This window comes from Variovorax sp. RTB1, assembly GCF_035018765.1.
Classification (GTDB): Bacteria; Pseudomonadota; Gammaproteobacteria; order Burkholderiales; family Burkholderiaceae_C; genus Variovorax.
This window is the reverse complement of record NZ_JASJXG010000063.1, coordinates 1-24,733: the sequence shown is the minus strand read 5'-3', so window position 1 is coordinate 24,733 and position 24,733 is coordinate 1. Positions and strand designations below refer to the sequence as shown.

Genomic DNA, 24,733 nt, shown 5'->3' with positions numbered 1-24,733 from the left:
CGATTGGCGCCGCGTCCGCGGTCGCCACGCGGCGCTTGCCCGTCGCCGAGCGGACTAGGGATCGGGGCTTCACGCGAGTCGTCGCGCGGACCGCCGGCGTTGCGATCATTTCGGTTGCCGCGACGGTTCTTGTTCCGGTTGTTGCGACCGCCACCTTCAGGGCCCGGACCACGCGGACCTTGACCCTGTCCTTGCCCGAAGCCGGGCCGTGGCGCGCGCTCGGCACCGCCGGCACCGCCGCCTGCGGCGTCGAACAGCGAGCGAATATCTTTCTCGTCGAGCTCCATCCACGCGCCCCGCTTCAGGCCGCGCGGCAGCAGCATGGCGCCGTAACGAATGCGGATCAATCGGCTGACCGCGTGGCCGACAGATTCGAACAGCCGACGCACTTCCCGGTTGCGGCCTTCTGAAATCGTAACGCGGTACCAAAGGTTGGAGCCTTCGCCGCCGCCGTCTTCGATGCTGCCGAACTGCGCCATGCCGTCGTCCAAGCGCACGCCTTCGAGCAGCTTCTGGCGCTCTTCCTTGTTGATCGCACCGAGCACGCGCACCGCGTACTCGCGCTCCAGGCCAAAGCGCGGATGCATCAGCTGATTCGCCAGCTCGCCAGAACTCGTGAAAAGCAACAGACCTTCGGTATTCAGATCGAGCCGCCCGACCGACTGCCACTTGCCTTGCTGCAGACGCGGCAGCTTGCGGAACACCGTCGGACGGTTTTGTGGATCGTCGTGCGTCACCACTTCACCGATCGGCTTGTGGTAAGCGATGACGCGCGCCGGCGGTGGCGCGATGCGATAGCGGATCGGCTTGCCGTTGATCTTGACCTGATCGCCATGCTGAATACGCTGGCCGATATGCGCGGGCTCGGCGTTGACCGAGATCCGACCTTGCAGGATCAGCGCTTCCATCTCAAGACGCGAACCAAGGCCAGCCTGGGCCAACACCTTGTGCAGCTTGGGCGAATCCGCTTCAGGTAGCAGCACGCGCTTGAGCGCCGGCACCTCGGGGCTGTCTTCGTCGGCGTCGAACTGGCCTGAGACGACGTCGGCAAAGCGGATCGGCTGCGGCGGCGGTGCATTGCGCTGCTCCCGGTCAGCAGCCTTGCGGGCGCGATCGAGGTCGTCGTCTTCATCGTCGTCCTCGTCTTCTTCTTCTTCGTCGTCCTGATCGAAGTCCTCGTTGCGCGCGGGGGGCTCGGGCTGGCCGACGGCTGGCCCGGCGGTTACAGCGGCCACGATTGCGGGCGGCGCTGCGGCGTCCGAGGCCATGTCCGCAACAGACGGCAAGGCGTCTGACTGTGACGGCCCGATTTTCGCCGGGGTCTCGTCTGCGATCGGCTCCGCCGACTCCACGGCCTTCGGCCGACGCGGACGGCGTTTCTTCGGCGGTGGATCGGCCTGATCAATGTCAGCAAGCACAGCGGGCTTCGCGCCCACTTCGTCTTCAGCGGCAGGACCGGCCGGCAGCATCGCCGCGTCGTCGGAGTCGGAGGGGCTCATGGTGCAGTTCCGGAAGGGGCAGCGGTGGTGTCGACAGGCTCGGCTGCGGCATCGACGGGGGGGATGGTTGAGACGTGTGCTTCGGCTTCGACGGCAACTTCAACTGCGACTTGTGCAGCCGGCTCGTCCATCGGCAACGAGGCCTGGTCGGACTCGCCGAGTTGCTCCAGCGCATCGACCAAAGAGCCTTGCTGCATCGGCGAGCCGATCACCGGCAACTGATCGAGCGACTCGAGCCCGAGGTCGTCGAGAAACTGGCGCGTGGTGGCAAAGAGCGCCGGGCGCCCGACTGTTTCGCGATGCCCGATCACCTCGACCCAGTTGCGGTCTTCGAGCTGCTTCAGGATCAGCGAGTTGATGGTGACGCCGCGGATGTCTTCCATGTCGCCGCGCGTGACAGGCTGGCGGTAGGCAATGATGGCCAGGGTTTCGAGTACGGCACGCGTGTAGCGTGGCGGCTTCTCGGGATGCAACCGGTCGAGGTGGTCGCGCATCTCCGGCCGGCTCTGAAAGCGCCAGCCGGAGCCGACGCTTACGAGCTCCAGGCCGCGTTGCGCCCAGTCTTCCTGCAATTCGACGAGCAGCGTCTTGATGGTGTCGGCACCGAGTTCGTCGCCGAACAGCACGCGAAGGTCGCGAACCGGCAGCGGCTGGGCCGAACAGATCAATGCGGTTTCGAGAATGCGCTTGGCATCCGCCGTATTCATGGTTCGCGTTATCCGGGAAAAGGCGCTTTGGGGGCGCTTCGTTTCATTGGGATGGAAAGTGGCGCTGCCGGCACGCGGGCGTTGGCAGCGCAGGGCCGGATCATTGCCCGGCGAGGCCCTGAGGGCCGTCAAGCTCGATTGTAGTCCAGCCCCCAGGCTAGCAAGCCTGCGGCCAGATCGGCCGGCACCGGCGCATTGAACGACATCGGCTCCTGTGTCATCGGGTGCACGAAAGCCAGCCGGAACGCATGCAATGCCTGCCGCGAAAGCCCCGCTGCTGCCGCGCCGCCATACAGCGTGTCGCCCACCAGCGGATGCCCAAGAGACGCCATGTGCACGCGGATCTGATGTGTGCGGCCGGTTTCCAGCGTGCAACGCACGCTGCAGCCATGCGCATTGCTGTCGAGCCGCTCGACCAGCGTGCGCGCCGCCTTGCCTGGATGCCGTTCCAGATCGACGATGGCCATCCGGAGACGGTTGCGCGGGTCGCGGCCGATCGGCGCATCGACCTGCCGCGCCGCACCGCCTTCCCACGGCTTGTGCCCCATCGCGAGGTACTGGCGCTTGACCTCACGCGCGGCGATCAGCTCGACCAGCGCATCCATCGTGGCGCGCGTACGAGCGACCATCATCAGGCCGCTCGTGTCCTTGTCGAGCCGGTGCACGATGCCGGCTCGCGGCAGCAGAACCGCTTTGGGATCGAGCGCCAGCAAGCCGTTCAAGAGGGTGCCGCTCCAGTTGCCTGGCGCCGGATGCACCACCAAACCAGCGGGCTTGTTGATGACGCGCAGATGCTCGTCTTCGAACACGACGTCGATCGCCATCGCCTCGGGTCGAAAGGCCTGGCTCTGCGGTGTCGGTCGCAACTCGATCTGGCCGGCCTGGCCCGCGCGGACCGTCGTCGACGTCTTGGTCGCCGTCCGCCCTTGCAGGGTCACCAGTCCGCCGTCGATCATTTGCTGTAAGTAGCTGCGCGAGAACTCGGGCACCAGCGTTGCCAAAGCTCGATCGAGCCGCTGCCCGTGCTCGTCGACGCCGATCGTGAAGGCACGCAATTCGCTCGCTTCGGCGATGTCAGCCAGGTCGCCCGGCTCGCTCGGGTCGCCGCCCTCCTCTGACGCCGATGCGCTAGGGAGATTGACGAAGGGGTCGGTCGATATAATTGAAGGCAACTGTTTCACGAAAGCCGTATGTGATGTTTCGCGCCAAATTATCGATGGTCCCCGCGTGGCTCGCGCTTTGCGCCGCAGCGTGGCTTGTCGCCGGCTGCTCGTCCACCAAAGAAGACAAGACCGCCAACTGGAGTCCGAACAAGATTTACTCAGAAGCCAAGGACGAGGCCGATGGCGGCTCGTACGACAAGGCCATCCCGTTGTACGAAAAGCTCGAGGGCCGCGCCGCGGGCACCCCGCTAGCGCAGCAAGCAGAACTGGACAAGGCCTACGCGCAATACAAGTCCGGCGAAAGGCCGGCAGCCATCGCCACCGTCGATCGCTTCATCAAGCTCCATCCGGCAAGCCCCGCACTCGACTACGCGTTCTACCTCAAGGGCGTGATCAACTTCAACGACGACCTCGGCCTGTTCTCTTTTGCAACCCGTCAAGACTTGTCCGAGCGCGACCAGAAGGCCGCCAAGGAATCGTTCCAGGCCTTCAAGGAACTGGTAACGCGCTTCCCGGCATCGCGCTATACGCCCGACGCCCGCCAGCGCATGAATTACATCGTAAATTCGCTCGCGCAATACGAAGTTCACGTAGCCCGCTACTACTACCAGCGCGGTGCCTACCTGGCCGCCATCAACCGTGCACAGCTGGCACTGGCTGACTACCGCGAGGTGCCGGCGCTTGAAGAGGCGCTCTACATCATGGTGAAGTCGTACGAGGCCCTCGGCATGAAGGAACTGCGCGACGACGCGCAACGCGTGCTGGCCACCAATTATCCGAAGAGCGAGTTCATGGCGACGGGGTTCCGGAAGAACGACGACCCGTGGTGGAAGGTCTGGTAACCCGGATCGACTGGATCGAGACCAACTGCCGCCGGCCTGTCGGTACCGATACGCTGAATCCCTAGGCTCGGAGTTCGGATAACGCCGCATCGAACTCTTCAGCGCTTTCGATACGCCGCATCGGCGGCAGCGCGGCAACAAGGCGGCGACCGTAGCCCATGGTGGCGAGACGGGCATCGCAGATCACCAGCACGCCGCGATCGGATTCGCGCCGGATCAACCGACCGGCACCCTGTTTGAGCGCCACGGCCGCCTCGGGCAATGAATAGTCGCCGAATGCGTTGCGACCCTGGGCCTCGAGCCGTTGCGAGCGGGCTTCGACCAGTGGATCGTTCGGCGGCGGAAACGGCAGCTTGTCGATCACGACCAGCTGCAGTACATCACCCGGTGCATCGAAACCCTCCCAGAATGACGCCGACGCGACCAGCACGCAGCCTGCGCGACCGACACCGGCGCCTTCCCTGAAGCGCTCCATCAGCACGCGCTTGGGCAACTCGCCTTGCGCCAACACTTCGGGACGGATCGACGGATCGATTGGCTCAAGTGCGAGCCGCAGCGTGTCGGCGATGGTTCGCAGTGCGCGCAAGGTCGTCGTCAGTACCAACGTTCTTCCGCCCAGCGCCGCCGCACCGCGGGCTGCGAGTCGGGCCACTTCGGTACCGTGCGCCGGATCGGCCGGCTTCGGAAAAGTGCGCGGCACGTAGAGAGCTGCCTGACGCGCGTAGTCGAACGGACTTTGAACGCGCAACACTTCGGCGGACTCCAGACCGCACGGCTCGGTGAACCAGCGCAGCTTGGGGTCGTCGCCCAGAGTGGCCGAAGTAAAGACCCAGGCACGGCCTCGTTCGCCGCCCTCCTTAGGCTTGGCGGCGCCAGCCGTATCCACAGCACAGGATCCATCCATTGCTTCGTCGGCTTCTCGGGCGCTAACCTGCTCGATCTTCAGAACCCGTCCACGCATGGCCTCGGCGATATCGAGTGGCGACTCGACCAGTCGCAGCTGTGTGCCGACATCCAGCCAGCGCACGGAGTCGGTCGCACAGGGCGTCGCGAAGCGTGCAGCGCGCTCGGCAAGCTGCCCGGCGCGGTCATGCAAGCGGACGAAGTCGGGGGCGATTTCGCTGACCGTGGCCAAGTTCTCGGCAGCATCTTCGAATGCGTGCTGCAGCATGTCGAGCGCGGCCTGCCACCCTTCGGCTGGCACGGTGTCTGGCGACGGACCCGCCCAGCGCAATTTGGTCCCTGGCCATTGCTTTCCGACCACCAGCCTCAGCTCGCGCGCTGCGCGCTCCAGTGCTGCGGCGAGTTGCTGCCAGTCAACCAAACCGCGTGCATGTTGCAGCCCGGCAGCCAGCAGGTCACGCGAGAAGTCGAGTGCCTGCCCGCTGCCAAGCTGCGCGCCCAGGAACTGAACGCCGATTTCGTTGAGTTGATGCGCCTCGTCGAACACCACCACCCGCACGCTCGGCAGTAGCTCGGCCATGCCGGATTCGCGCACCGCGAGATCGGCAAAAAAGAGATGGTGGTTGATGACGACCACGTCGGCTGCAAGCGCCTCGCGCCTCGCCAGGTTCACATGGCACGGTTTGAATTGCGGGCACTGCGCGCCGAGGCAGTTCTCGCGCGTCGACGTCACCAATGGAATAAGCGGCGAACGTTCGTCGAGACCCGGTAGCTCGGCAAGATCACCGGTGCGCGTCGACTTGGACCACTGCTCGATCTTTGCCAGCGTGCGCACGGTGCCGCGCTCGGGCAGCGATGCGTCATGCCGCGCCAGATCGAGCCGGTGCAGGCACACGTAGCTGCCGCGCCCTTTAAGAAGAGCCGTGCGAACGGGCAGGCCGAGCGCTTCAACCAGTCGCGGCAGATCGCGGCCGAACAACTGGTCTTGCAACGTCTTGGTGGCGGTCGACAGCAGCACACGCTCACCGCTCAGCAGTGCCGGTACGAGGTAAGAAAAGGTCTTGCCGACACCGGTGCCCGCCTCGACGACCAGCACGCCGCCATGCTCGATGGTGCGGGCAACTGCGAGCGCCATCTGCGTTTGTCCGTCGCGTTCGCGAAACTGTTCGGCGGCACGCGACAACACACCGTCATGCGCGAACGCGTCGCGCACCTCCGACTCGAGTGCGCCCATCAGGCAGGCTCTTGTGGCGCGATGTCCCGAGCGACGCGGTCGATCCTGTCGCGCAGTGCAAGCCGACGCTTCTTCAGTCGACGCAGCAACAGGTCGTCCTGCGGCGGCGCCACCTCGACGAGGCGATCGATGGTGGCGTCAAGATCGGCGTGCTCGATGCGCAGGTCGATCAGCTGGCGAGAAAGGGAGTGAAGATTGGTGTCCAACGGAGTAAATGCGGACCGGGTCAGGCGGGCTCCAGCGGCCGCGGTGCATGATCGCCCGATAATACGTCCACACATCTCCTCTGCACCCATGATTCGAGGTTTCCGACTCGCTGCCGCCACCGGTCTCCACAAGGGAGACCGGCCGTATCAACAAGACCAGGTTTTGATGCTGTCGCACGCCCGTACGCCGGGTTGCGTGCTGGGAGTCATCGCCGATGGCATGGGCGGTCGCAGCGGCGGCCGCAAGGCATCCGACCAGGTGATGATGACGGCGCGCCAGCTCTTTGCGCGCTACCGTCCGGAGCACGACGAACCCGGCAACATCCTGCGACGCCTGCTCGACGACGCGCACACGGTCATCAAGCTGACAGCGCTGTCAAGTGAGCAGGAACCTCACAGCACAGTGGCCGCGTTCCTGATGAACCCGCACGGCGACTGTGCCTGGATTCATGCGGGCGATTCGCGCATCTATCATTTCCAGCGCGGCCGGCTTATCAAGCGCACGCGGGATCACTCGTATGTTCAGGTGCTGATCGACCGTGGCGAGATCACCGAGCAAGAAGCCAACATTCACCCTCAGGGCAACATCCTGCTCGGCTGCCTCGGCATGACGGCCACGCCGCCGCCGATCGAAACCCATTTCATTCCGCAACTGCAACCCGGCGACGTGCTGATGGCCTGCAGCGACGGCTTGTGGCACTACTTCACCCCGGAAGAAATGGGTGCGGTGCTGTCGGAGCAGTCGCCGCGCGAAGCGGTCGAACTGCTGGTAAACGAAGCCCGCAAGCGGGCGCGTGGCACAGGCGACAACCTGTCGCTGGCGGTACTCAAGCTCGAGCCTCTGCCAAAGTAATCACCGGGCCGGCTGCGGTGCGGCCAAGGTGGCGCGCCCGCCTCGGGCTTGTGACGATCAGGGCGGCGGCGGCAGCGATGCCGAGCGCGGCTTGGTGCGGTCGGCATTGCGCTTCTCGACCTCGGCACGGTGTGCCTCGGCCTTCCTTGCCTTGTCGTCGAACTGCTGCTGTTCGACCGGCGCCTGCGCACGCGACTTGGCAGTCTTCGCCAGATGCTCGGCGTTCGCTTTTTGCCTGTTCTCGAATTGCTCGCGCTTGGCGGCTTCGCCCGCAACGGCAGCCTCGCGACCGGTTGTGTGATCGGCCGCCCGTTGCTCGCGGTCAGCCTGTGACTTGAGTGCCTTGTCGCGTTGCTCAGCGGCCTCTTGCGCGCGCTGCGGTGCAGACTTGTCGTCGAGTCGGTCAAGGGCAGCGGCACCGCGACGCTTGCGCTCGGCATCGTTGATGATCGCTTCTTGCCGCTTGATGTTGTCCAGAGCAGCGCGCTTGCCCCTGCGACTGTCTTCGAGACAACTCTCGACCGCGAACTTCTTGAAGCAGGCAAACCGCTCCTCCTCGAACTTCTTGTCGACAGCGGCGCGCTCAGCAGTGAGTCGTGAGCGCTCTGCCGCCATGTCGGTGTTGCCAGCCGTCGCGACCGACTGCGCACAAAGCGGCGAAGACGCAACCGCGGCAGCCGCCATCAAAAGCGAGGTGAACATCTTCTTCATGTGAGCCCGGTATCGACATTGCGCCGCTCGAGCGCTAAAAATTCGGCCGACTGCATCTCGTTGAGCCGCGAGACCGTGCGAGGAAACTCGTGCGCCAGCGGGCCTTCGGTGTACAACGCCTCGGGCGCGACCTGTGCCGACATGATGAGCTTGACCCGTCGATCGTAGAACACGTCGACCAGCCAGGTGAAACGACGTGCCTCAGAGGCTCGGCTCACCGACATCTGCGGCACGTCCGACAGCAGCACTGTATGGAACTGCGCTGCGATCTCAAGGTAGTCGTTTTGCGAGCGCGGTCCGCCGCACAACGTCTTGAAGTCGAACCACACCACGCCGCCGGCGCGCCGCCTCGCATGGATTTCGCGCGACTCGATGTGGAGCACCGGGTTGTCGTCGGGCGTTTCCGCCAACCGATTGAAAGCGTCCCGCATTTCCTGATCGGCGGCAGCCCCGTTGGGCGTGAGGTACATGCGCAACTGGTGCAGGGTGCGGGTCCGGTAGTCGGTGCCGTTGTCGACACCGATGACTTCCAGCTGCTCCTTCAACAATTCGATGGCCGGAAGAATTCGATCGCGGTGCAAGCCGTTCGGGTACAGGTCGTCCGGCTTGAAATTGGAAGTCGTTACAAAGCCGACGCCGTTATTGAACAGCGCGGCGAGCAGCCGATGCAGGATCATGGCGTCGGTGATGTCCGCCACATGGAACTCGTCGAAACAGATCAGCTTGTAGCGCTTGGACATGCGCAGGCCGAGCTCGTCCAGCGGATTGACCGTGCCCTGCAGGTCGGCCAGCTCACGGTGCACTTCGCGCATGAACTCGTGAAAGTGCAGGCGCGTCTTGCGCCGCAGCGGCACGGCGTTGAAGAACAGGTCCATCAAGAACGACTTGCCGCGACCGACGCCGCCGTACATGTAGACGCCGCGCGGAATCTCCGGCCGGTTGATGAACTTCTTGAGCGCATTGGAGCGTTGCCCCTTGTAGTCGGCCCACTCGTTGACGCAGCGATCCAGCGCTTCCACGGCGCGCAATTGCGCCGGGTCGCTCTGGAAGCCCCGCTTTGCGAGCTCCGCCTCGTAAGCCTGCTTGACGCTCAAGAGATCAGAAGTTGAGCGTGCGTTTTTCGACCGCCAGCGCCGCTTCCTTCGTGGCTTCCGACAGCGACGGATGCGCGTGGCAGATGCGCGCGATGTCTTCGCTGCTCGCCTTGAACTCCATCGCGACAACAGCTTCGGAGATCAGCTCGCTGACTTGCGGGCCCACCATGTGCACGCCGAGGATCTCGTCGGTGGTCGCATCCGCAAGGAACTTGACCATGCCGGTGGTGTCGCCCAGCGCACGTGCGCGGCCGTTCGCCAGGAACGGGAAGGTGCCGGCCTTGTAAGCCCGGCCTTCTGCCTTGAGCTGTTGCTCGGTTTGCCCGACCCACGCAATTTCCGGATGTGTGTAGATAACCCACGGCACGGTGTTGAAGTTGACGTGCCCATGCTGGCCGGCAATGCGCTCGGCCACGGCCACGCCCTCTTCTTCGGCCTTGTGCGCCAGCATCGGGCCGCGCACGACGTCGCCGACCGCCCAGACGTTCGGCAGGTTGGTCTTGCACTCGTCGTCGACCACCACCGCACCGCGTTCGTCGAGCTTAAGGCCGACTGCTTCGGGGTTGAGGCCGATGGTGTTGGCGACGCGGCCGATCGAGATGATCAGCTTGTCGACGTCCAGCGTCTGCGCTTCGCCTTTGGAATTGGTCCAGGCGATGGAGACGCCTTTCTTGCCAGTCTTGATCTCACCGACCTTGACGCCGAGTTCGATTTTCAGGCCCTGCTTGTCGAACGCCTTTTTCGCTTCCTTGGCGATCTGCTCGTCGACCGCGCCGAGGAAAGTCGGCAGGCCTTCCAGCACCGTGACTTCGGCACCCAGACGGCGCCAGACGGAGCCCATCTCCAGACCGATCACGCCGGCACCGATCAGCGCCAGCTTCTTCGGCACCGCGCCGACACGCAAGGCGCCGTCGTTCGACAAGATGTTCTCTTCATCGAACGGCGCACCCGGCAGAGCGCGGGCATTGGAGCCCGTCGCCACGACGATGTGCTTGCCGCTGATCGTCTCTTCGCCGGCTGCACCGGCGACCTTCATCTCATAGCCAACGTTATCCGTCTTGACGAACGAAGCGCGGCCATGGAACGAGGTGATCTTGTTCTTCTTGAACAGGTACGTGATGCCGTCGTTGTTCTGCTTCACGACGTGGTCCTTGCGGGCCATCATCTTGCCGATGTCGAGCGAGAGGCCCGACACGTTGATGCCATGGTCGGCAAAGGTATGACCGGCCTGCTCGTAGTGCTCCGACGACTGCAGCAATGCCTTCGAGGGAATGCAGCCGACGTTGGTGCAGGTGCCGCCCAACGCAGGACCACCGTTCGCGTTCTTCCACTCGTCGACGCACGCGACATTGAAGCCGAGCTGCGCCGCACGGATGGCAGCGATGTAGCCACCAGGGCCGCCGCCGATGACGATCACGTCGAATTGTTTGTTTGCCATCTGTATCTTCGCCTCAGATGTCGAACAAGAGGCGCGATGGATCTTCCAGCGCTTCCTTCATGGCGACCAGGCCCAGCACGGCTTCACGGCCGTCGATGATGCGGTGGTCGTAGCTCATGGCGAGGTAGTTCATTGGGCGGATGACGATCTGCCCGTTCTCGACCACCGCGCGGTCCTTGGTGGCGTGTACGCCCAGGATGGCCGACTGCGGCGGGTTGATGATGGGCGTCGACAGCATGGAACCGAAGGTGCCTCCGTTGCTGATCGAGAAGGTGCCACCGGTCATTTCTTCGATGCCCAACTTGCCGTCCTTGGCCTTCTGGCCGTACTCGGCGATCTTCTTCTCGATGTCGGCAAAGCTCATCTGGTCGGCGTTGCGCAAGATCGGCACCACCAGACCGCGCGGCGAACCGACGGCGATACCGATGTCGAAGTAGCCGTGGTAAAGGATGTCGTTGCCGTCGACCGACGCGTTGATGACCGGGTACTTCTTGAGCGCGTGCACTGCCGCCTTCACGAAGAAGCTCATGAAGCCGATCTTGACGCCATGCTCCTTGCTGAATGCATCCTGGAACTTCTTGCGCATCTCCATGACCGGGGCCATGTTGACTTCGTTGAAGGTCGTCAAGATGGCGTTGGTCGATTGCGATTGCAGCAAGCGCTCGGCGATGCGGGCGCGCAGGCGGCTCATCGGCACGCGCTGCTCCGGGCGGTCGCCCAGGTCCGGCGCGGCAGTTGGCGAAGCGACTTGCGTCAGCAGCGGCTTTGCTGCGGGGGCAGGAGCGGCGGCGGGTGCCGGCGCCTTGGCAGCGGTGGCACCCGAGGCGACGGCGCCGAGCACGTCGCCCTTGGTCACGCGGCCGTCCTTGCCAGAGCCGGCCACGTCGCTGGTCTTCAGGTTGTTGTCGGCCAGCAACTTTGCTGCGGCTGGCATGGCGACATCGGACTTCGCGCCGCCCGTCACGGCGGCTGCAGCAGCGGCAGGCGCCGGTGGAGCAACCGCTGGAGCGGGTGCGGCCTCAGGCGCAGCGGCCGCGGCGCCTGCCTTGCCTTCGGTGTCGATCCGCGCGATCAATTGCTCTGCGAGGACGGTGGCGCCATCGGGTTGCAAGATTTCCACCAGCACGCCGGCCGACGGCGCCGGCACTTCGAGCACGACCTTGTCGGTCTCGATCTCAATCAGGATTTCATCGACGGCAACGGCATCACCGGCTTTTTTCTTCCAGGTGAGCATGGTGGCTTCAGACACCGATTCGGACAGCTGGGGGACTTTGACTTCTACGATGGACATTTTGAATTTTCGGTTCTAGTTATTTGGTCAGCACGAAGCCCTTGAGCTTGCCGAACGCGCCGTCGACCAGTGCTTTTTGTTGTTCCTGATGGAGGTGCGAGTAGCCGACCGCCGGCGATGCCGAAGCGGCACGACCGGAGTAGCCCAGCTTTTGCCCGTCGTGCATGTTCTCGTGGATGTAGTGCTGCACGAAGAACCATGCGCCCTGGTTTTGCGGCTCGTCCTGCGCCCACACCACGTCGACCAGGTTGGGGTACTTCTTCAGCTCGGTGCCGAAAGCCTTATGCGGGAACGGATACAGCTGTTCGACGCGGATGATCGCGACGTCGTCAGCACCCCGCTCTTCGCGCTTCTTGGCCAAGTCGTAGTACACCTTGCCAGAACATGCGATCACGCGCTTGACCTTGTCGGCCTTGAGGTCGCGACTGTCGGGGATGACGGTCTGGAAAGCGCCCTTGGTGAACTCGGACAACGGCGAGGTCGCGTCCTTGTTACGCAGCAGCGACTTGGGCGTCATGATGATCAGCGGCTTGCGCAAGTTGCGCACCATCTGACGACGCAGGATGTGGAAAATCTGGCTGGCCGTGGTGGGCTGCACCACCTGCATGTTGGTGTCGGCCGACAGTTGCATGAAGCGTTCGAGGCGCGCCGAACTGTGCTCCGGACCCTGGCCTTCGTAGCCGTGCGGCAGCATCAGCGTGATGCCGTTGACGCGGCCCCACTTCACTTCGCCCGAAGCGATGAATTGGTCGATCACCACCTGGGCGCCATTGGCGAAGTCGCCGAACTGGGCTTCCCAGATCACGAAGGTGTTGGGGTCGTTCGACGCATAGCCGTACTCGAAAGCCAGCACGGCTTCTTCGGACAGGATCGAGTCGATCACGAGGAACGGGGCCTGGTTCTCGGCCACGTTCTGCAGCGGCGTGTAGGTGCCGACGTCGAACTTTTCGCGGTTCTGGTCGTGCAGCACGGCATGACGGTGCGTGAAGGTGCCGCGGCCCGAGTCTTCGCCCGAAAGCCGAATCGGATAGCCGCTCGCCACCAGCGAAGCAAAGGCCATGTGCTCGCCCATGCCCCAGTCGACATTCATGTCGCCGCGACCCATGGCTGCGCGGTCGTCCAGCACCTTCTTCACCAGCGGATGCACGGTGAAGCCGGCTGGCACGGTCGTAATCTTCTCCGCAAGGCGCTTCCATTCCGAACTCGGAATGGCGGTGTCGCCGGCGTCGGTCCACTTCTTGTTGAGGTAAGGGCTCCAGTCGACGGCGTATTTGCTCTTGAAGTTGGTCAACACCGGGTCGACCGTGTTCTTGCCTTCGTCGAAAGCGGCGCGCTGCGCCTTCACCATGTCGTCGCCGAGGGTGGCGCCGAGCCCTTGCGCGGCGAGGCGGTCGGCGTACAGCTTCCGCGTTCCGGGATGCTGGGCGATCTTCTTGTACATCAGCGGCTGCGTGAGCGACGGCGTGTCCTGCTCGTTGTGGCCCAACTTGCGGAAGCAGATGATGTCGACCACGACGTCCTTCTGGAACTCCATGCGGAAGTCCAGCGCGAACTGGGTTGCCAGCACCACGGCTTCGGGGTCGTCGCCGTTCACGTGGAGCACGGGCGCTTCGATCATCTTGACGATGTCCGAGCAGTACAGCGTCGAACGGCTGTCGCGCGGATCGCTGGTGGTGAAACCGATCTGGTTGTTGATGACGATGTGCACCGTACCGCCGGTGTGATAGCCGCGCGTTTCGGCCAGCGCCAGCGTTTCCATCACGACACCCTGGCCGGCAAAGGCCGCGTCGCCGTGAACGATGATCGGCAGCACCTGCTTGCCGAGCGGATCGCCGCGACGGTCCATGCGGGCGCGCACCGAGCCTTCGACCACCGGGTTCACGATCTCGAGGTGCGACGGATTGAAGGCCAGGCTCAAATGCACCGGACCGCCAGGCGTGGTCACGTCCGAGCTGAAGCCCTGGTGGTATTTGACGTCGCCGCTGGTCAGTTCTTCAGGGGCGGTGTGGTCGAACTCCGCAAACAGGTCGGCCGGCATCTTGCCAAGCGAATTGACCAGCACGTTGAGGCGGCCACGGTGGGCCATGCCGATCACGATTTCCTGCACGCCCTGCACGCCGGCCTGGTTGATGAGTTCGTCCATCGACACGATGAAGCTTTCGCCGCCTTCCAGCGAAAAACGCTTTTGACCGACGTACTTGGTGTGCAAGAAACGTTCGAGGCCTTCGGCCGCTGTGAGGCGGTTCAACACATGCTTCTTTTGCTCGACCGTCAGCTGCGGGTTGGTGCGCGCGCTCTCGAGCTTTTGCTGCCACCAGCGCTTGTGGTTCTGGTCGGTCGTGTACATGTACTCGGCGCCGATGGTGCCGCAGTACGTTTCACGCAAGGCGTTGAGCAGGTCGCGCAAAGACATGGTGTCTTTGCCGAAAAATGTGTTGCTGGTGTTGAAAACCGTTTCGAGGTCGGCGTCGGCAAAGCCGTAGAACGACGGTTCGAGTTCTGGAATGGCCGGGCGCTCCGTGCGCTTGAGCGGATCGAGGTCGGCCCAGCGTGCGCCGACGTTGCGGTACGCCGCGATGAGCTGCTGCACCGCTGTGCGCTTGCGACCGAGTTCGGAGTCGGCACCGCTGGCCTGCACCACGCGGGTCGTGCCCTGCTTGGCGCGTTCGGCAAAAGCGTTGACGACCGGGAGGTGCGCCACGTCTTTGGCGTTGCTGCCATCGGCTGCTGGCACGTGCTGCAAGGCGTCGAAATACGAACGCCAGTTGTCGGGCACGCTGCCTGGATTAGAGAGGTAGTTTTCGTACATCTCTTCGACATAGGGCGCATTGCCGCCGAAGAGATAGGTGTTGCCTTGATAGGCTTGGTATGCCGAGGGCGTCGAAGAATCGCTCATGATCCGCTGACCTTCGCTTCCCTGAAGGAAGCACTAGCTGGTTAAGAAACCTTCCGCGACACGGCTTGACCGATTGGCGGATGCGACTGTGGCTGGGGAAGGGCCTGAGTACCTTCTCATTGTGCCACTTCAACAATATGACACCCGTTGCGGACAACACAACCCTTCAGGGGCCGACAAGTTGCCCGATCTTCTGCAGAGTGACCGGATCGTCGATGGTGGTCAGGTCGCCCGGGTCGCGCCCTTCGCACACCGCCTGTATTGCGCGCCGCAGTAGCTTGCCGCTGCGCGTCTTTGGCAAGCCCGTCACGAAGCGGACGCGTGCCGGTCGCGCCAGCGCACCAAGCTGGTCGGCCACGCGCTTCATGATCTCGCCTTCAAGCTTCAGCGCGACGTCGGCATCGGTCACCGCGTCCCCTGCTTTCGGCACGACGAAAGCCATGGCAACCTGGCCCTTGAGTGCATCGGCGACGCCCACCACCGCCACCTCGGCCACGTTGGCGTGCCCCGAAATGCTTTCTTCGATCTCGCGTGTACCGAGCCGATGCCCGGCCACGTTGATCACGTCGTCGGTGCGACCGAGGATAAAGAAGTAGCCGTCGGCATCCCGAATGCCCCAGTCGAAGGTCGAATAAACCAGCTTGCCCGGCACGCTCTTCCAGTACGTCTGCACGAAGCGCGCGTCGTCTTTCCAGATGGTCTGCATGAAGCCGGGCGGCGTCGGGCCTTCGATGACGACCACGCCCTTCTCGTTGGGCGCGGTGAGCTCTTCGCCGGTCGACTCGTGCAGGATCTTGACTTTGTAGCCATACATCGGCACGCCGGGGCTGCCGAACTTGCTCGGCTTGGCCTCGACGCCATTGGCGATCGTGATGATCGGCCAGCCCGATTCGGTCTGCCAGTAGTTGTCGATGATGGGCACGCCAAGGCCGTCGCTGATCCAGCGGGCCGTGGGCTCATCGAGCGGCTCGCCAGCCAGGAACAGCGCGCGCAGGCTGGAAAGGTCGTACTTTTTCAGCAGCGACGGGTCTTGCTTCTTGAGCACACGTACAGCGGTGGGCGCGCTGAACATCACCGTTACCTTGTACTTTTCCACCAGCCACCACCAGATGCCGCCGTCGGGCTGCTGGTCGATGCCCTGCGTGGGCAGGCCTTCGTACAGGATCGTCGCCATGCCGGCGATCAGCGGGCCGTAGACGATGTAGCTATGGCCGACGACCCAGCCGATGTCGCTGGTCGAGAAATACGTTTCGCCGGCACGGCCGTCGAAGATGTGCTTCATGCTGGCGGCCAGCGCCACGGCATAGCCGCCGGTGTCGCGCTGCACGCCCTTGGGTTTGCCGGTGGTGCCGCTGGTGTAGATGGTGTAGCTGATGTCGGTCGACGCCAGCCAGACGCACGGCACCACCGCATCTCGGCGCGAGGCCGCCATGTCGCTGTCCAGGTGATCACGCCCCGCGACAAGCTCCATCGGCGCCAAACCGCGGTCGGTCAGCAGCACGGCGGCCGGCTTGTACTTCGACAGGCGAATCGCTTCGTCGAGCAGTGGCTTGTACGGCACCACCTTGCTGCCACGCGAACCGGCGTCGGCGCTTATCACGACCTTCGGCTCGGCGTCCTCGATTCGCGTGGCCAGGGAACCACTTGCAAAGCCACCGAACACCACGCAATGGACGGCGCCGATGCGGGCGCAGGCCAGCATCGCAAATACCGCTTCCGGAATCATCGGCATGTAGATCAGGACGCGGTCGCCCTTGCCGGCGCCCAGCGCCATCAGGCTGGCGGCGGTGCGCTGCACTTCAGCGTGCAGCTGGTTGAAGCTGAAAGTCTTTTCGACGCCGGTTTCGGTAGAGACGAAGATCAATGCAGCCTGATCGCCACGCGTCGCCAGATGCCGATCGACCGCGTTGTGGCACAGGTTGGTCGTACCGCCGACGAACCAGTTGGCGAACGGTGGGTTGCTCGCATCGAGGATCTGCTTAGGCGGCGTCTGCCAGTCGATCAACTGGGCTTGCTCGGACCAGAAACCGTCAGGATCTTCGATGGAACGGGCGTGGAAATCCTCGTAGCGGCTCATCTGGTTTTGTCTCCTTCAAGTTCTGTATCGCAAGGCCGGCCTGGACAAAGCACTCGACTCGCGTTCCCGCAATCTGCAGAAATCGCCGGGACCTAGCGAATCAGTGCCTGCAAGTCGCGGAACGCAGGGTGCTCAGCCGTACGCAACCATTCGAATCCGACCATCTCCGTGGTGACGAGTTCTGCACCGGCACCGGCAAGGCGGTCGAACGCGGCATCGCGGTTGCGCTCGGTGCGCGAGCTGCAGGCATCGGTGACGACCCACACTTCGAACTCGTCTTCAAGCAAGTCGAGCGCTGTTTGCAGCAAGCAAACGTGCGCCTCACAACCGGCGATAACGATGGTGCCGCGCTCGTCGACCGGCGGTGCCGGCTTCTGCAGGTGTTTGGGCAGGCTGCGTGCGTTACCGCGTTGCGCCTGAGGTTGCGGCTCGGTCGGCCGCAACCAGTCGCCCAGCCCTTCTTCGACACCGCTGAAATGCATCTTGGCCAGTGTGCGCTGACACAGCGCGCGGATGTCGGGCAGGTTCTCGCCGAGCTTCGACGGGTTCTGCTCGGTGCCCCAAACGGGGACCTCGACCAATTGCGCCATCTTGCCGAGTCGAACGGCGTTCTTGGCGACCGCTTCCGACTCGAATATCGCCGGCATGAGTCGCGCCTGGTAATCGACCAGCACGAGTTGGGAACGCGAGGCATCGAGCAGCATGGTCGGATCTTGTTGGAAGTGAAGCTAAACCGTACCACCGATCTGATCGCGCCGGTCCGCCACCCCGCACCGGGCAACCAGTTGCGCCACATAGGTTCTGAACAGCAGTTCCGCCGACTGTCGAAACATCCGGATGCGCCCGGTGTGCTGCATCAGCAGCAGGCCGACGCCTTGCGCAAAAAGAGCGGTGTTCTCCCGCAGTGCGCGCTTTGCATCGAGCCCCATTGCCAGCAACGCGTCTTCACAGGGGCGAAGGGCGTCGTAGAGGCGGTCGTTTAACTCGTGATCGAGCTCGCTGGTGAGGCCGCGCGGGCGCATGCCGTGCACCAAGTAGAAGCCCAGGTCCAGATCACGCGGGTTTGCGGCATAGAAATCGAACCAGGCCAGCGCCTTGGACAACAGCGTCTTCTCGGGTTTCGCTTTGAACACGCGCGCATCGGCGACAGCCGCTTGCAGCCGCGTCAACGACTCGTCGAGCAATGCGGCATACACCGCCTCCTTGCTCTCGAAGTACGAGTAGATAGCCCCGGGGGTGTAGCCGGCGCGCTTGGCGATCTCGCGGATGCTGGCGCCTTCAATGCCCGCTTCGGAGAACACCGAACGCGCAGCATCGAGCACCAGTGCCCGGCGTGCATCGGTGAGTGTTTGCTGACGCTGGAGCTTGGCATGCAAGCTTCGAATATAGCGCCACCCTGCACACATCTCCATTTATTCGAGCAGTTGAACAAAAAATTGAACAGTGTTCAAATTCACGATCGAGAAAGTCTTTGAGCTTTCACAACCTTCAAGCAACTGGAGAGACCATGAATGCTGCCCTTCCCGTCGCCAACCTGATGTCCGGCGACGAATATCGCGACTCGTTGCGGCGCTACAAGCCCACCGTATTCGTCGACGGACGCCGCGTCGAGAGCGTGGCCGACGAAGTCGCATTCCAGCCCGGCATCAATGCCATCGCGCTCACTTACGACTACGCGTTGAAGCCGCAGTACGAGTTGCTGATGACGGCCATTCAGCACTCCAGCGGCAAGCGAGTAAATCGCCTGTCGCACATCAACACCGGCTCGGGTGACCTGCTCAACAAGCTCGAAGCCGTGCGGCTCGTCTGCCAGGAAACCGGCTGCGCGCAGCGCTACCTCACGCACGATGCGCTGAACGCGATTGGCCAAGTGTCGGCCCGCATCGACGACGCGCGCGGCACGACCGAGAACACCGCCCGATTTACCGAGTATCTGCACCGCATCCAGGACCAGGATTTGACGCTCGGCGTCGCGATGACCGACGCCAAAGGCGACCGCAGCAAGCGGCCTCACGAACAATCGAACATCGACAGTTACCTGCACATCGTCGAGCGCAATGCGCTGCGCAACGGCGTGCGCGGCATCGTGATCTCGGGCACCAAGGCCATCGTGACCGGCGCGCCCTACGTGCACGAACTGCTGGTCATGCCATGCCGCAACATGAGCCGCGAAGACGCGGATTTCGCGGTGTGCTGCGCCGTGCCGCTCGACGCACCGGGCTTGACCATCGTGGCACGCCCGGCCGGTCGGCCAGGCGAAAAGCTCGAGCATGGCGATGCGCTGTTCAGCCGCAAATTCGGCCAGAGCACCGGCGTGTGTATGTTCGACCGCGTCTTCGTGCCATGGGACAACGTGTTCTATGCCGGCGAGTGGGAGCACACCGGCCACCTGACCTACAGCTACGCCACCCACCACCGTCACAGCTGCATCGGCGCGCGCGCTGGCTTCGGCGATTTATTGATCGGCGCCGGCGCGCTGATGTGCGAGGCCAATGGCTTCGACCCCGGCAAGGAGACGCACCTGCGCGAGCAGATGGTCGAACTCATCACCATCACCGAAAGCTTTTTTGCCTGCGGCGTTGCGGCCAGCGTCTACGGCAAGGCCGACGAACACTGCGACATCTTCATGCCCGACCCGGTGTTCAGCAACATCGGCAAGCTGCTGCTGGCCACCAAGATCTACGACATGCACCGCATCGCGCACTACGTGAGCGGTGGACTGATCGTCACGCTGCCCGGACCTGACGAAGACCACAACCCGGAAACTGCGGCGCGCCTGTCGGAGGTGCTGCGCGCCAGTCCCGACGTGCCATACGAACAGCGCATCGAAACCGCACGCTTTATCGAAGACCTGACTGCCGGCTATCAAGGTGGTTGGTACAGCGTGATCAGCCTGCACGGCGGCGGCTCACCGGCCGCGATGAAGCAGGAGATCTATCGCAACTACCCCATCGGCTCCAAGGTCGAGCTGGTCGAGAGGTTGCTCGATCGCGGCGTAGCGCACGACCCGGACCGCGCCATCACGAAGAACCGGCAACCCGGCAAATGCTGCGACACCGGCTGCACGACGCCGGGACAAGCCGTCATGGTCGATCTGCCGGCACCGCGGTCAGTGCGGCTGCCGCCGACGACGCCGTCCCCGGTCTAGGCAGCAACCGATGCCATCTTTCGTCCACGGGCGCCGCGGTTCGAGGCTCGCGGCGTTGGCGGCGGCGGCAGCGCTGGCTTCCTTGCTGGCGTCAGGCTGCACCGGCCTGCGCCCGGCCAAGGCACCGATCGACACCTTCGTCGACAAGAGCACCTGCACGGCACGCGCCGACACCTTGCTGATCATGTTGCCCGGCGCCTATTCGCATCCCGACGAGTTCGTGCGTGAGAATTTCGTGAGCGCGGTGCGGGAGCGGCAGCTCGCTGTCGACATCGTGCGCGTCGATGCGCACCTGGGTTACTACAGCAAGGGCGCCGTCATCGAGCGCCTGCAGCAAGACGTGATCGCACCTGCGCGGGCGCGGGGCTACAAGGCGATATGGATCGTCGGCATTTCCATCGGAGGGCTGGGTGGGCTGATCTATGCCAACGCACATCCGGCCGACGTGACGGGGCTGGTCGTGTTGGCGCCCTACCTCGGCGATCGCGTGCAGAGCATGGATGTCGCCAACGCCGGCGGACTCGAGCGATGGCAAGGGCCGCTCACCGACCCCGTCGGCGACGACCGAGCCGGCGGCGAAAGAGCGCAGCGCGAGACGGCACTGTGGCAATGGCTGAAGGCTTACGCGCGCCGGCCGCTACCGGTCGATCACCCGCCGCTCTACCTGGGCTATGGCCTCGACGATCGGTTCGCCTTCAGCCATCGACTGCTCGCGGCCGCCTTGCCGCAGGAGCGCGTGTTCACCACTGCAGGCGGGCACGACTGGCCCGAATGGACGCGGCTCTGGCGCGCGGTGCTGCCGACGCTGCCGCTGCCGGGTTGCAATGGCTGAGGCCAACTAACTTTGCGCCGTCGGCCGGACAATGATCTCGCCGACATCGACAACGGAAGGCTGCTCTATCGCGAATGCGATGGCACGGGCAATTGCATCCGGCGGTATCCCCATCTTTTCCATCGTGGACTGCGTCTGGGCTTTCAGCTCCGGGCTCGTCATGGAATCCGCGAAGCCGGTGCGGGTCATGCCCGGCGAGATCACCGTTACCCGCAACGCAGTGCCCGCTTCTTGTCGCAAACCTTCCGAGATCGCTCGCACCGCGAACTTGGTGCCCGCATAGACCGCCATGCCTGGGACGATGCGGTGCGCTGCCGTGGACGCGACGTTGACGAAATGACCTGCCCCCTGCTTGCGAAAGGTGGGCAAGGCGGCCGCGATGCCATAGAGCACGCCCTTGATGTTGATGTCGATCATCGCGTCCCAGTCGTCGACGCGCGCCCTCACATCCAGTTCGCCGGCATTTTGGAAGGCTCGTTCTGGCTTTGGACCGAGGACGGCGAGCCGCCGTTGTATCTGAACACCGGCAATTTCTACCTCCTGACGCACGGCCAGCCCTACTGCACCGGCAGCGATCCGACACTCGTGCCCATCGATGGGCGCGAAGTGCTTGCCAATTGCATGGATGCGGATGGTATCGTTCGCTACGGCCAGCACGGCGACAAGGTGAGTGCCGCCGGTGGTCGCTTCGTCTTCGACGCCGATGCGGAGGACCTCTTGCTGAAGTTGCTGCCGCCACTCGTCCATGTGCCGGCCGGATCGGAAGGCGCTCCGTCGCTGCGGGCGCTGCTCGAACTCCTTCGCCTAGAAACCGAGGCCGTACGACCCGGCGGCGCGGTCGTCGCGACCAATCTTGCGAACATGGTGCTGATGCAGAGTCTTCGGTTGCGCATGGCGTCCGGGGCTCATCTGCCGGGCTGGCTGGGTGCGCTTGCGGATCCAAAGATCGGAGCAGCCCTGCACCTGCTGCATGCCGACATCGCGCACCGCTGGACCGTCGACGAGCTTGCATCCAGCGTCGCCATGTCTCGCACGACCTTCGCCGAGCGGTTCAAGGCGATGACGGGTGTTCCACCGCTTCGCTACCTGATCGAATGGCGAGTGGCCGTGGCCAGCGCGGCGCTGAAGTCGAACCACCGCAGCATTTCAGAGGTCGCCGAGATCGTCGGCTACGGCTCGGCGGCGGCCTTCAGCTCCGTATTCTTTAAAGTGACCGGACGACGGCCTGGGCAGTACCGGGTTGAGAGCGCAGTGGTTGAAAGGGACCCGTGACAGGGCCAGGTTCGCCGCGAGGTAGGCATTGCAGTCCGCCGTAGTTGCGGCCGGCGAGCGGGATGTCGATCTCGTCGCCTCCTTGCGGACCGTGCTCGCTTTCCCACAACACCGACCGTTCGAATTAGGCCAAAAAGTGGCAACGAAAGCATCCGCCATCCTTTGCAAATTGGTACGGCCGTAGCATGTCCCGATCAACCACCGACACAAGCAATTCACATTCTTTTGACTTACATCACGCGAAGCGCTTATGTCGGATAACTGACAAACTTTACAAATTCATATCACAAAATTAGAAAATATCTAATTAAAACAACAAGTTAGAATAGAAATCCCGAAACTGGATGAAATTGACATCGATGAGTGTCGTCAATATCCTACGTACCATGCGTTTATTTGTCTTACCTGCCATCCTCCTCATTGCTTTTGCGGCGCATGCCGCCCCACAACAGGAGCGCAGCGACGACATAGAACGAATGCTTTCGGATAAAGGCTTGATCAGCAAGCTCGATCATGTTCGCCAGACCGTCAGCGATCGCACCTCCGAACTGGTGGTCACCGCCGTCGGTTTCCTGGGCGTACCTTACCGCCGTGGCGGCAACACCGCCGAAACCGGCTTCGATTGCAGTGGCTTTGTCCGCGCCATGTACAACCAGACCATCGGCCTCGTGCTGCCGCGTCGCGCTGTCGAGCAGGCTGCAGCCACCGAGCCCATCGCACGCACCGATCTCAAGCCCGGAGACCTCGTGTTTTTCAACACCATGCGCAGGGCGTTCAGCCATGTCGGCATCTACGTCGGAGAAGGCAAGTTCATTCACTCGCCCAAGCCAGGCGCCCAGGTCCGTGTGGAAGACATGAGTGGCAGCTACTGGCAGAGCCGCTTCAATGGCGGACGCCGCGTGCAAGCAGTCCAGGGCGAAGAAGCCAAGGTCGGCGATTGAGCGCTGCCTGAGAGACCAGAGACCGCGGCCCTCGTCTGCAGGGCACGCATGAAAAAACCCGCCGTCGGCGGGTTTTTTGTTGGGCGCAACCTGCTCGACGAGTTCAGCGCTTGACCGGCGGCAAGTCGGTGCAGTGACCGTGGAGCGCCTCGGCGGCCAGGCCAATACTTTCACCCAGCGTCGGATGCGGGTGGATGGTCTTGCCGATATCGATCGCATCGGCACCCATCTCGATCGCCAGCGCAATCTCGCCGATCATGTCGCCTGCGTGTGTGCCGACGATGCCGCCGCCCAGGATCTGCTCAGTTTCTGCATCGAACAGCAACTTGGTAAAGCCTTCGTCGCGGCCGTTGGCAATAGCGCGGCCTGAAGCGCTCCACGGGAACAGCCCCTTCTTGATGTTGATGCCTTCCGCCTTGGCCTGGTCTTCGGTGAGGCCGACCCAAGCCACCTCGGGGTCGGTGTACGCCACGCTCGGGATCACGCGGGCATTGAAGGCCGCCGCGGCAAGTTGCTTGTCGCCCTTCTGCTCGCCCGCGATAACTTCTGCGGCCACGTGCGCCTCATGTACCGCTTTGTGCTCGAGCATCGGCTGGCCGACGATGTCGCCGACCGCAAAGATGTGCGAGATGTTGGTCCGCATCTGGATGTCGACAGGAATGAAGCCGCGGTCGGTCACGGTGACACCGGCCTTCTCGGCACCGATCTTCTTGCCGTTGGGGGTGCGACCGACGGCCTGCAACACCAGGTCGTACAACTGCGGCTCTTTCGGTGCAGCCTCGCCTTCGAAGGTGACCTTGATGCCGTCCTTGGTCGCTTCAGCGCCGACGGTCTTGGTCTTCAGCATGATGTTGTCGAAGCGTGGCGCGTTCATCTTTTGCCAGACCTTGACAAGGTCGCGGTCAGCGCCTTGCATCAGGCCGTCAAGCATTTCGACCACGTCGAGTCGGGCGCCGAGCGACGAATACACCGATCCCATTTCGAGCCCGATGATTCCGCCGCCCAGGATGAGCATGCGCTTGGGATCGATGCCCAACTCCAGCGCGCCGGTCGAGTCGACCACGCGTGGGTCTTTGGGCATGAACGGCAGGTGCACGGCCTGCGAGCCAGCCGCAATCACGCAGTTGCGGAACTTGACGATCTGCGCCTTGCCGGTCGTGGCCTGGCCGTCACCGCTGGTCTCTTGCACCTTCACGTGGAACGCGTCGATGAACTCGCCGACACCGCGCACGGTGGTGACCTTGCGCATCTTCGCCATCGCGGTAAGCCCACCAGTGAGCTTGCTCACCACCTTGTTCTTGCGTGCGAGCAGCTTGGTACGGTCGATAACGGGTTCGCTGAAGGTCACGCCCATGTCGGCGAAGTGCTTGACCTCGTCCATCACCGCAGCAACGTGCAGCAGCGCCTTCGACGGAATGCAGCCGACATTCAGGCAGACACCGCCCAAGGTCGCGTACCGCTCGACCAAGATGACCTTGAGTCCAAGATCCGCCGCGCGGAATGCCGCCGAGTATCCACCGGGACCGGCACCCAGCACGAGCAGATCGCATTCGTGATCCACGGTGCCGGCATACGTACTCGCGAGCGCCGCCTTGCTCCCGCCCCCCACGGGGGAGGGTTGGGGTG

22 protein-coding genes are annotated in these 24,733 nt (G+C 63.5%); 6 read left to right on the top strand and 16 right to left on the bottom strand.

What is annotated here, in order from left to right:
* The 3 genes from QN397_RS24170 to QN397_RS24160 all read right to left on the bottom strand — a co-directional run.
* Positions 1-1,499, bottom strand: a 1,499-nt coding sequence (locus QN397_RS24170) for a pseudouridine synthase (RefSeq protein ID WP_323502151.1), incomplete at its 3' end; no start/stop codon positions are given.
* Entirely contained in the window at positions 1,496-2,206 is a 711-nt protein-coding gene (gene scpB / locus QN397_RS24165; RefSeq protein WP_323502150.1) for an SMC-Scp complex subunit ScpB, read from the bottom strand. The genes scpB and QN397_RS24170, both read right to left, overlap by 4 nt.
* 128 nt (positions 2,207-2,334) lie before the next feature.
* On the bottom strand, positions 2,335-3,378 hold the full coding sequence (locus tag QN397_RS24160) for an RluA family pseudouridine synthase (RefSeq protein ID WP_416352364.1): 1,044 nt from the start codon (positions 3,376-3,378) through the stop codon (positions 2,335-2,337).
* A gap of 23 nt (positions 3,379-3,401) precedes the next feature.
* Between QN397_RS24160 and QN397_RS24155 the strand changes: the two genes are divergently transcribed.
* Positions 3,402-4,211 carry an outer membrane protein assembly factor BamD gene (locus tag QN397_RS24155; RefSeq protein WP_187052458.1) on the top strand — a complete coding sequence of 270 codons (810 nt, stop codon included), beginning with the start codon at positions 3,402-3,404 and terminating at the stop codon, positions 4,209-4,211.
* A gap of 61 nt (positions 4,212-4,272) precedes the next feature.
* On the opposite strand, the gene QN397_RS24150 is transcribed toward QN397_RS24155, so the two are convergent.
* Together QN397_RS24150 and QN397_RS24145 are read right to left on the bottom strand one after the other, a co-directional pair.
* A complete protein-coding gene (locus QN397_RS24150; RefSeq protein ID WP_416352363.1) occupies positions 4,273-6,348 on the bottom strand; it encodes an ATP-dependent DNA helicase in 2,076 nt (691 codons plus the stop codon).
* Complete coding sequence (locus tag QN397_RS24145; protein ID WP_187052459.1) at positions 6,348-6,554, bottom strand: DUF465 domain-containing protein; 207 nt, start codon at positions 6,552-6,554, stop codon at positions 6,348-6,350. Before QN397_RS24145 ends, QN397_RS24150 begins: the two co-directional genes overlap by 1 nt.
* Before the next feature lie 88 nt (positions 6,555-6,642).
* Between QN397_RS24145 and QN397_RS24140 the strand changes: the two genes are divergently transcribed.
* Positions 6,643-7,407, top strand: a complete 765-nt coding sequence (locus QN397_RS24140; RefSeq protein ID WP_323496437.1) for a PP2C family protein-serine/threonine phosphatase — start codon at positions 6,643-6,645, stop codon at positions 7,405-7,407.
* Between the two features lie 57 nt (positions 7,408-7,464).
* On the opposite strand, the gene QN397_RS24135 is transcribed toward QN397_RS24140, so the two are convergent.
* The 8 genes from QN397_RS24135 to QN397_RS24100 form a co-directional block, all read right to left on the bottom strand.
* The gene (locus QN397_RS24135; RefSeq protein WP_323496436.1) at positions 7,465-8,109 is read right to left on the bottom strand and encodes a hypothetical protein; all 645 of its coding nucleotides are present in this window, start codon (positions 8,107-8,109) and stop codon (positions 7,465-7,467) included.
* Positions 8,110-8,114: 5 nt separating this feature from the next.
* Entirely contained in the window at positions 8,115-9,212 is a 1,098-nt protein-coding gene (gene zapE, locus QN397_RS24130; RefSeq protein WP_323502149.1) for a cell division protein ZapE, read from the bottom strand.
* A 4-nt stretch (positions 9,213-9,216) separates the two neighbouring features.
* Complete coding sequence (gene lpdA, locus QN397_RS24125; RefSeq protein ID WP_323502148.1) at positions 9,217-10,650, bottom strand: dihydrolipoyl dehydrogenase; 1,434 nt, start codon at positions 10,648-10,650, stop codon at positions 9,217-9,219.
* Between the two features lie 13 nt (positions 10,651-10,663).
* A complete protein-coding gene (gene odhB / locus QN397_RS24120) occupies positions 10,664-11,941 on the bottom strand; it encodes a 2-oxoglutarate dehydrogenase complex dihydrolipoyllysine-residue succinyltransferase (protein WP_323502146.1) in 1,278 nt (425 codons plus the stop codon).
* Between the two features lie 19 nt (positions 11,942-11,960).
* Positions 11,961-14,837, bottom strand: coding sequence for a 2-oxoglutarate dehydrogenase E1 component (locus QN397_RS24115; RefSeq protein WP_323502144.1), 2,877 nt, complete (start codon positions 14,835-14,837; stop codon positions 11,961-11,963).
* Positions 14,838-15,003: 166 nt separating this feature from the next.
* On the bottom strand, positions 15,004-16,914 hold the full coding sequence (locus tag QN397_RS24110) for a propionate--CoA ligase (protein WP_323496432.1): 1,911 nt from the start codon (positions 16,912-16,914) through the stop codon (positions 15,004-15,006).
* A 92-nt stretch (positions 16,915-17,006) separates the two neighbouring features.
* Positions 17,007-17,618: an isochorismatase family protein gene (locus tag QN397_RS24105; protein WP_323502143.1), complete on the bottom strand. Its 612-nt coding sequence runs from the start codon at positions 17,616-17,618 to the stop codon at positions 17,007-17,009.
* Positions 17,619-17,642: 24 nt separating this feature from the next.
* Entirely contained in the window at positions 17,643-18,290 is a 648-nt protein-coding gene (locus QN397_RS24100) for a TetR/AcrR family transcriptional regulator (RefSeq protein ID WP_323496430.1), read from the bottom strand.
* A 131-nt stretch (positions 18,291-18,421) separates the two neighbouring features.
* Here QN397_RS24100 and QN397_RS24095 point away from each other — a divergent pair, with 131 nt between their 5' ends.
* On the top strand, positions 18,422-20,062 hold the full coding sequence (locus tag QN397_RS24095) for a 4-hydroxyphenylacetate 3-hydroxylase family protein (RefSeq protein ID WP_323502142.1): 1,641 nt from the start codon (positions 18,422-18,424) through the stop codon (positions 20,060-20,062).
* Between the two features lie 10 nt (positions 20,063-20,072).
* On the top strand, positions 20,073-20,894 hold the full coding sequence (locus tag QN397_RS24090) for an alpha/beta hydrolase (protein ID WP_323502140.1): 822 nt from the start codon (positions 20,073-20,075) through the stop codon (positions 20,892-20,894).
* A gap of 6 nt (positions 20,895-20,900) precedes the next feature.
* Here the strand turns inward: QN397_RS24090 and QN397_RS24085 are convergent, their stop codons facing one another.
* Entirely contained in the window at positions 20,901-21,341 is a 441-nt protein-coding gene (locus tag QN397_RS24085) for an SDR family oxidoreductase (protein ID WP_323502139.1), read from the bottom strand.
* Here QN397_RS24085 and QN397_RS24080 point away from each other — a divergent pair.
* Positions 21,231-22,166, top strand: coding sequence for an AraC family transcriptional regulator (locus QN397_RS24080; RefSeq protein ID WP_323502137.1), 936 nt, complete (start codon positions 21,231-21,233; stop codon positions 22,164-22,166). The two genes, QN397_RS24085 and QN397_RS24080, sit on opposite strands and share 111 nt — an antisense overlap.
* On the opposite strand, the gene QN397_RS26825 is transcribed toward QN397_RS24080, so the two are convergent.
* Positions 22,099-22,278 (bottom strand): PQQ-dependent sugar dehydrogenase, encoded by a 180-nt coding sequence (locus tag QN397_RS26825; protein ID WP_416352362.1) that lies wholly within the window; start codon positions 22,276-22,278, stop codon positions 22,099-22,101. The two genes, QN397_RS24080 and QN397_RS26825, sit on opposite strands and share 68 nt — an antisense overlap.
* Positions 22,279-22,552: 274 nt before the next feature.
* Between QN397_RS26825 and QN397_RS24075 the strand changes: the two genes are divergently transcribed.
* Entirely contained in the window at positions 22,553-23,107 is a 555-nt protein-coding gene (locus QN397_RS24075; RefSeq protein ID WP_187055121.1) for a C40 family peptidase, read from the top strand.
* A 103-nt stretch (positions 23,108-23,210) separates the two neighbouring features.
* On the opposite strand, the gene lpdA (QN397_RS24070) is transcribed toward QN397_RS24075, so the two are convergent.
* The coding region (gene lpdA, locus QN397_RS24070) for a dihydrolipoyl dehydrogenase (protein ID WP_323502135.1) at positions 23,211-24,733 on the bottom strand (1,523 nt) is incomplete at its 5' end.

Bases quoted from the DNA above. Each gene is read 5' to 3' on its own strand.
- QN397_RS24135 (WP_323496436.1), bottom strand. From the start codon at position 8,109: ATGTTCACCTCGCTTTTGATGGCGGCTGCCGCGGTTGCGTCTTCGCCG.
- QN397_RS24155 (WP_187052458.1), top strand. From the start codon at position 3,402: ATGTTTCGCGCCAAATTATCGATGGTCCCCGCGTGGCTCGCGCTTTGC.
- lpdA (WP_323502148.1), bottom strand. From the start codon at position 10,650: ATGGCAAACAAACAATTCGACGTGATCGTCATCGGCGGCGGCCCTGGT.
- QN397_RS24095 (WP_323502142.1), top strand. From the start codon at position 18,422: ATGAATGCTGCCCTTCCCGTCGCCAACCTGATGTCCGGCGACGAATAT.
- QN397_RS24110 (WP_323496432.1), bottom strand. From the start codon at position 16,914: ATGAGCCGCTACGAGGATTTCCACGCCCGTTCCATCGAAGATCCTGAC.
- QN397_RS24140 (WP_323496437.1), top strand. From the start codon at position 6,643: ATGATTCGAGGTTTCCGACTCGCTGCCGCCACCGGTCTCCACAAGGGA.
- QN397_RS24075 (WP_187055121.1), top strand. From the start codon at position 22,553: ATGCGTTTATTTGTCTTACCTGCCATCCTCCTCATTGCTTTTGCGGCG.
- QN397_RS24115 (WP_323502144.1), bottom strand. From the start codon at position 14,837: ATGAGCGATTCTTCGACGCCCTCGGCATACCAAGCCTATCAAGGCAAC.
- QN397_RS24080 (WP_323502137.1), top strand. From the start codon at position 21,231: ATGACCTGCCCCCTGCTTGCGAAAGGTGGGCAAGGCGGCCGCGATGCC.
- QN397_RS24105 (WP_323502143.1), bottom strand. From the start codon at position 17,618: ATGCTGCTCGATGCCTCGCGTTCCCAACTCGTGCTGGTCGATTACCAG.
- scpB (WP_323502150.1), bottom strand. From the start codon at position 2,206: ATGAATACGGCGGATGCCAAGCGCATTCTCGAAACCGCATTGATCTGT.
- odhB (WP_323502146.1), bottom strand. From the start codon at position 11,941: ATGTCCATCGTAGAAGTCAAAGTCCCCCAGCTGTCCGAATCGGTGTCT.
- QN397_RS24090 (WP_323502140.1), top strand. From the start codon at position 20,073: ATGCCATCTTTCGTCCACGGGCGCCGCGGTTCGAGGCTCGCGGCGTTG.
- QN397_RS24150 (WP_416352363.1), bottom strand. From the start codon at position 6,348: ATGGGCGCACTCGAGTCGGAGGTGCGCGACGCGTTCGCGCATGACGGT.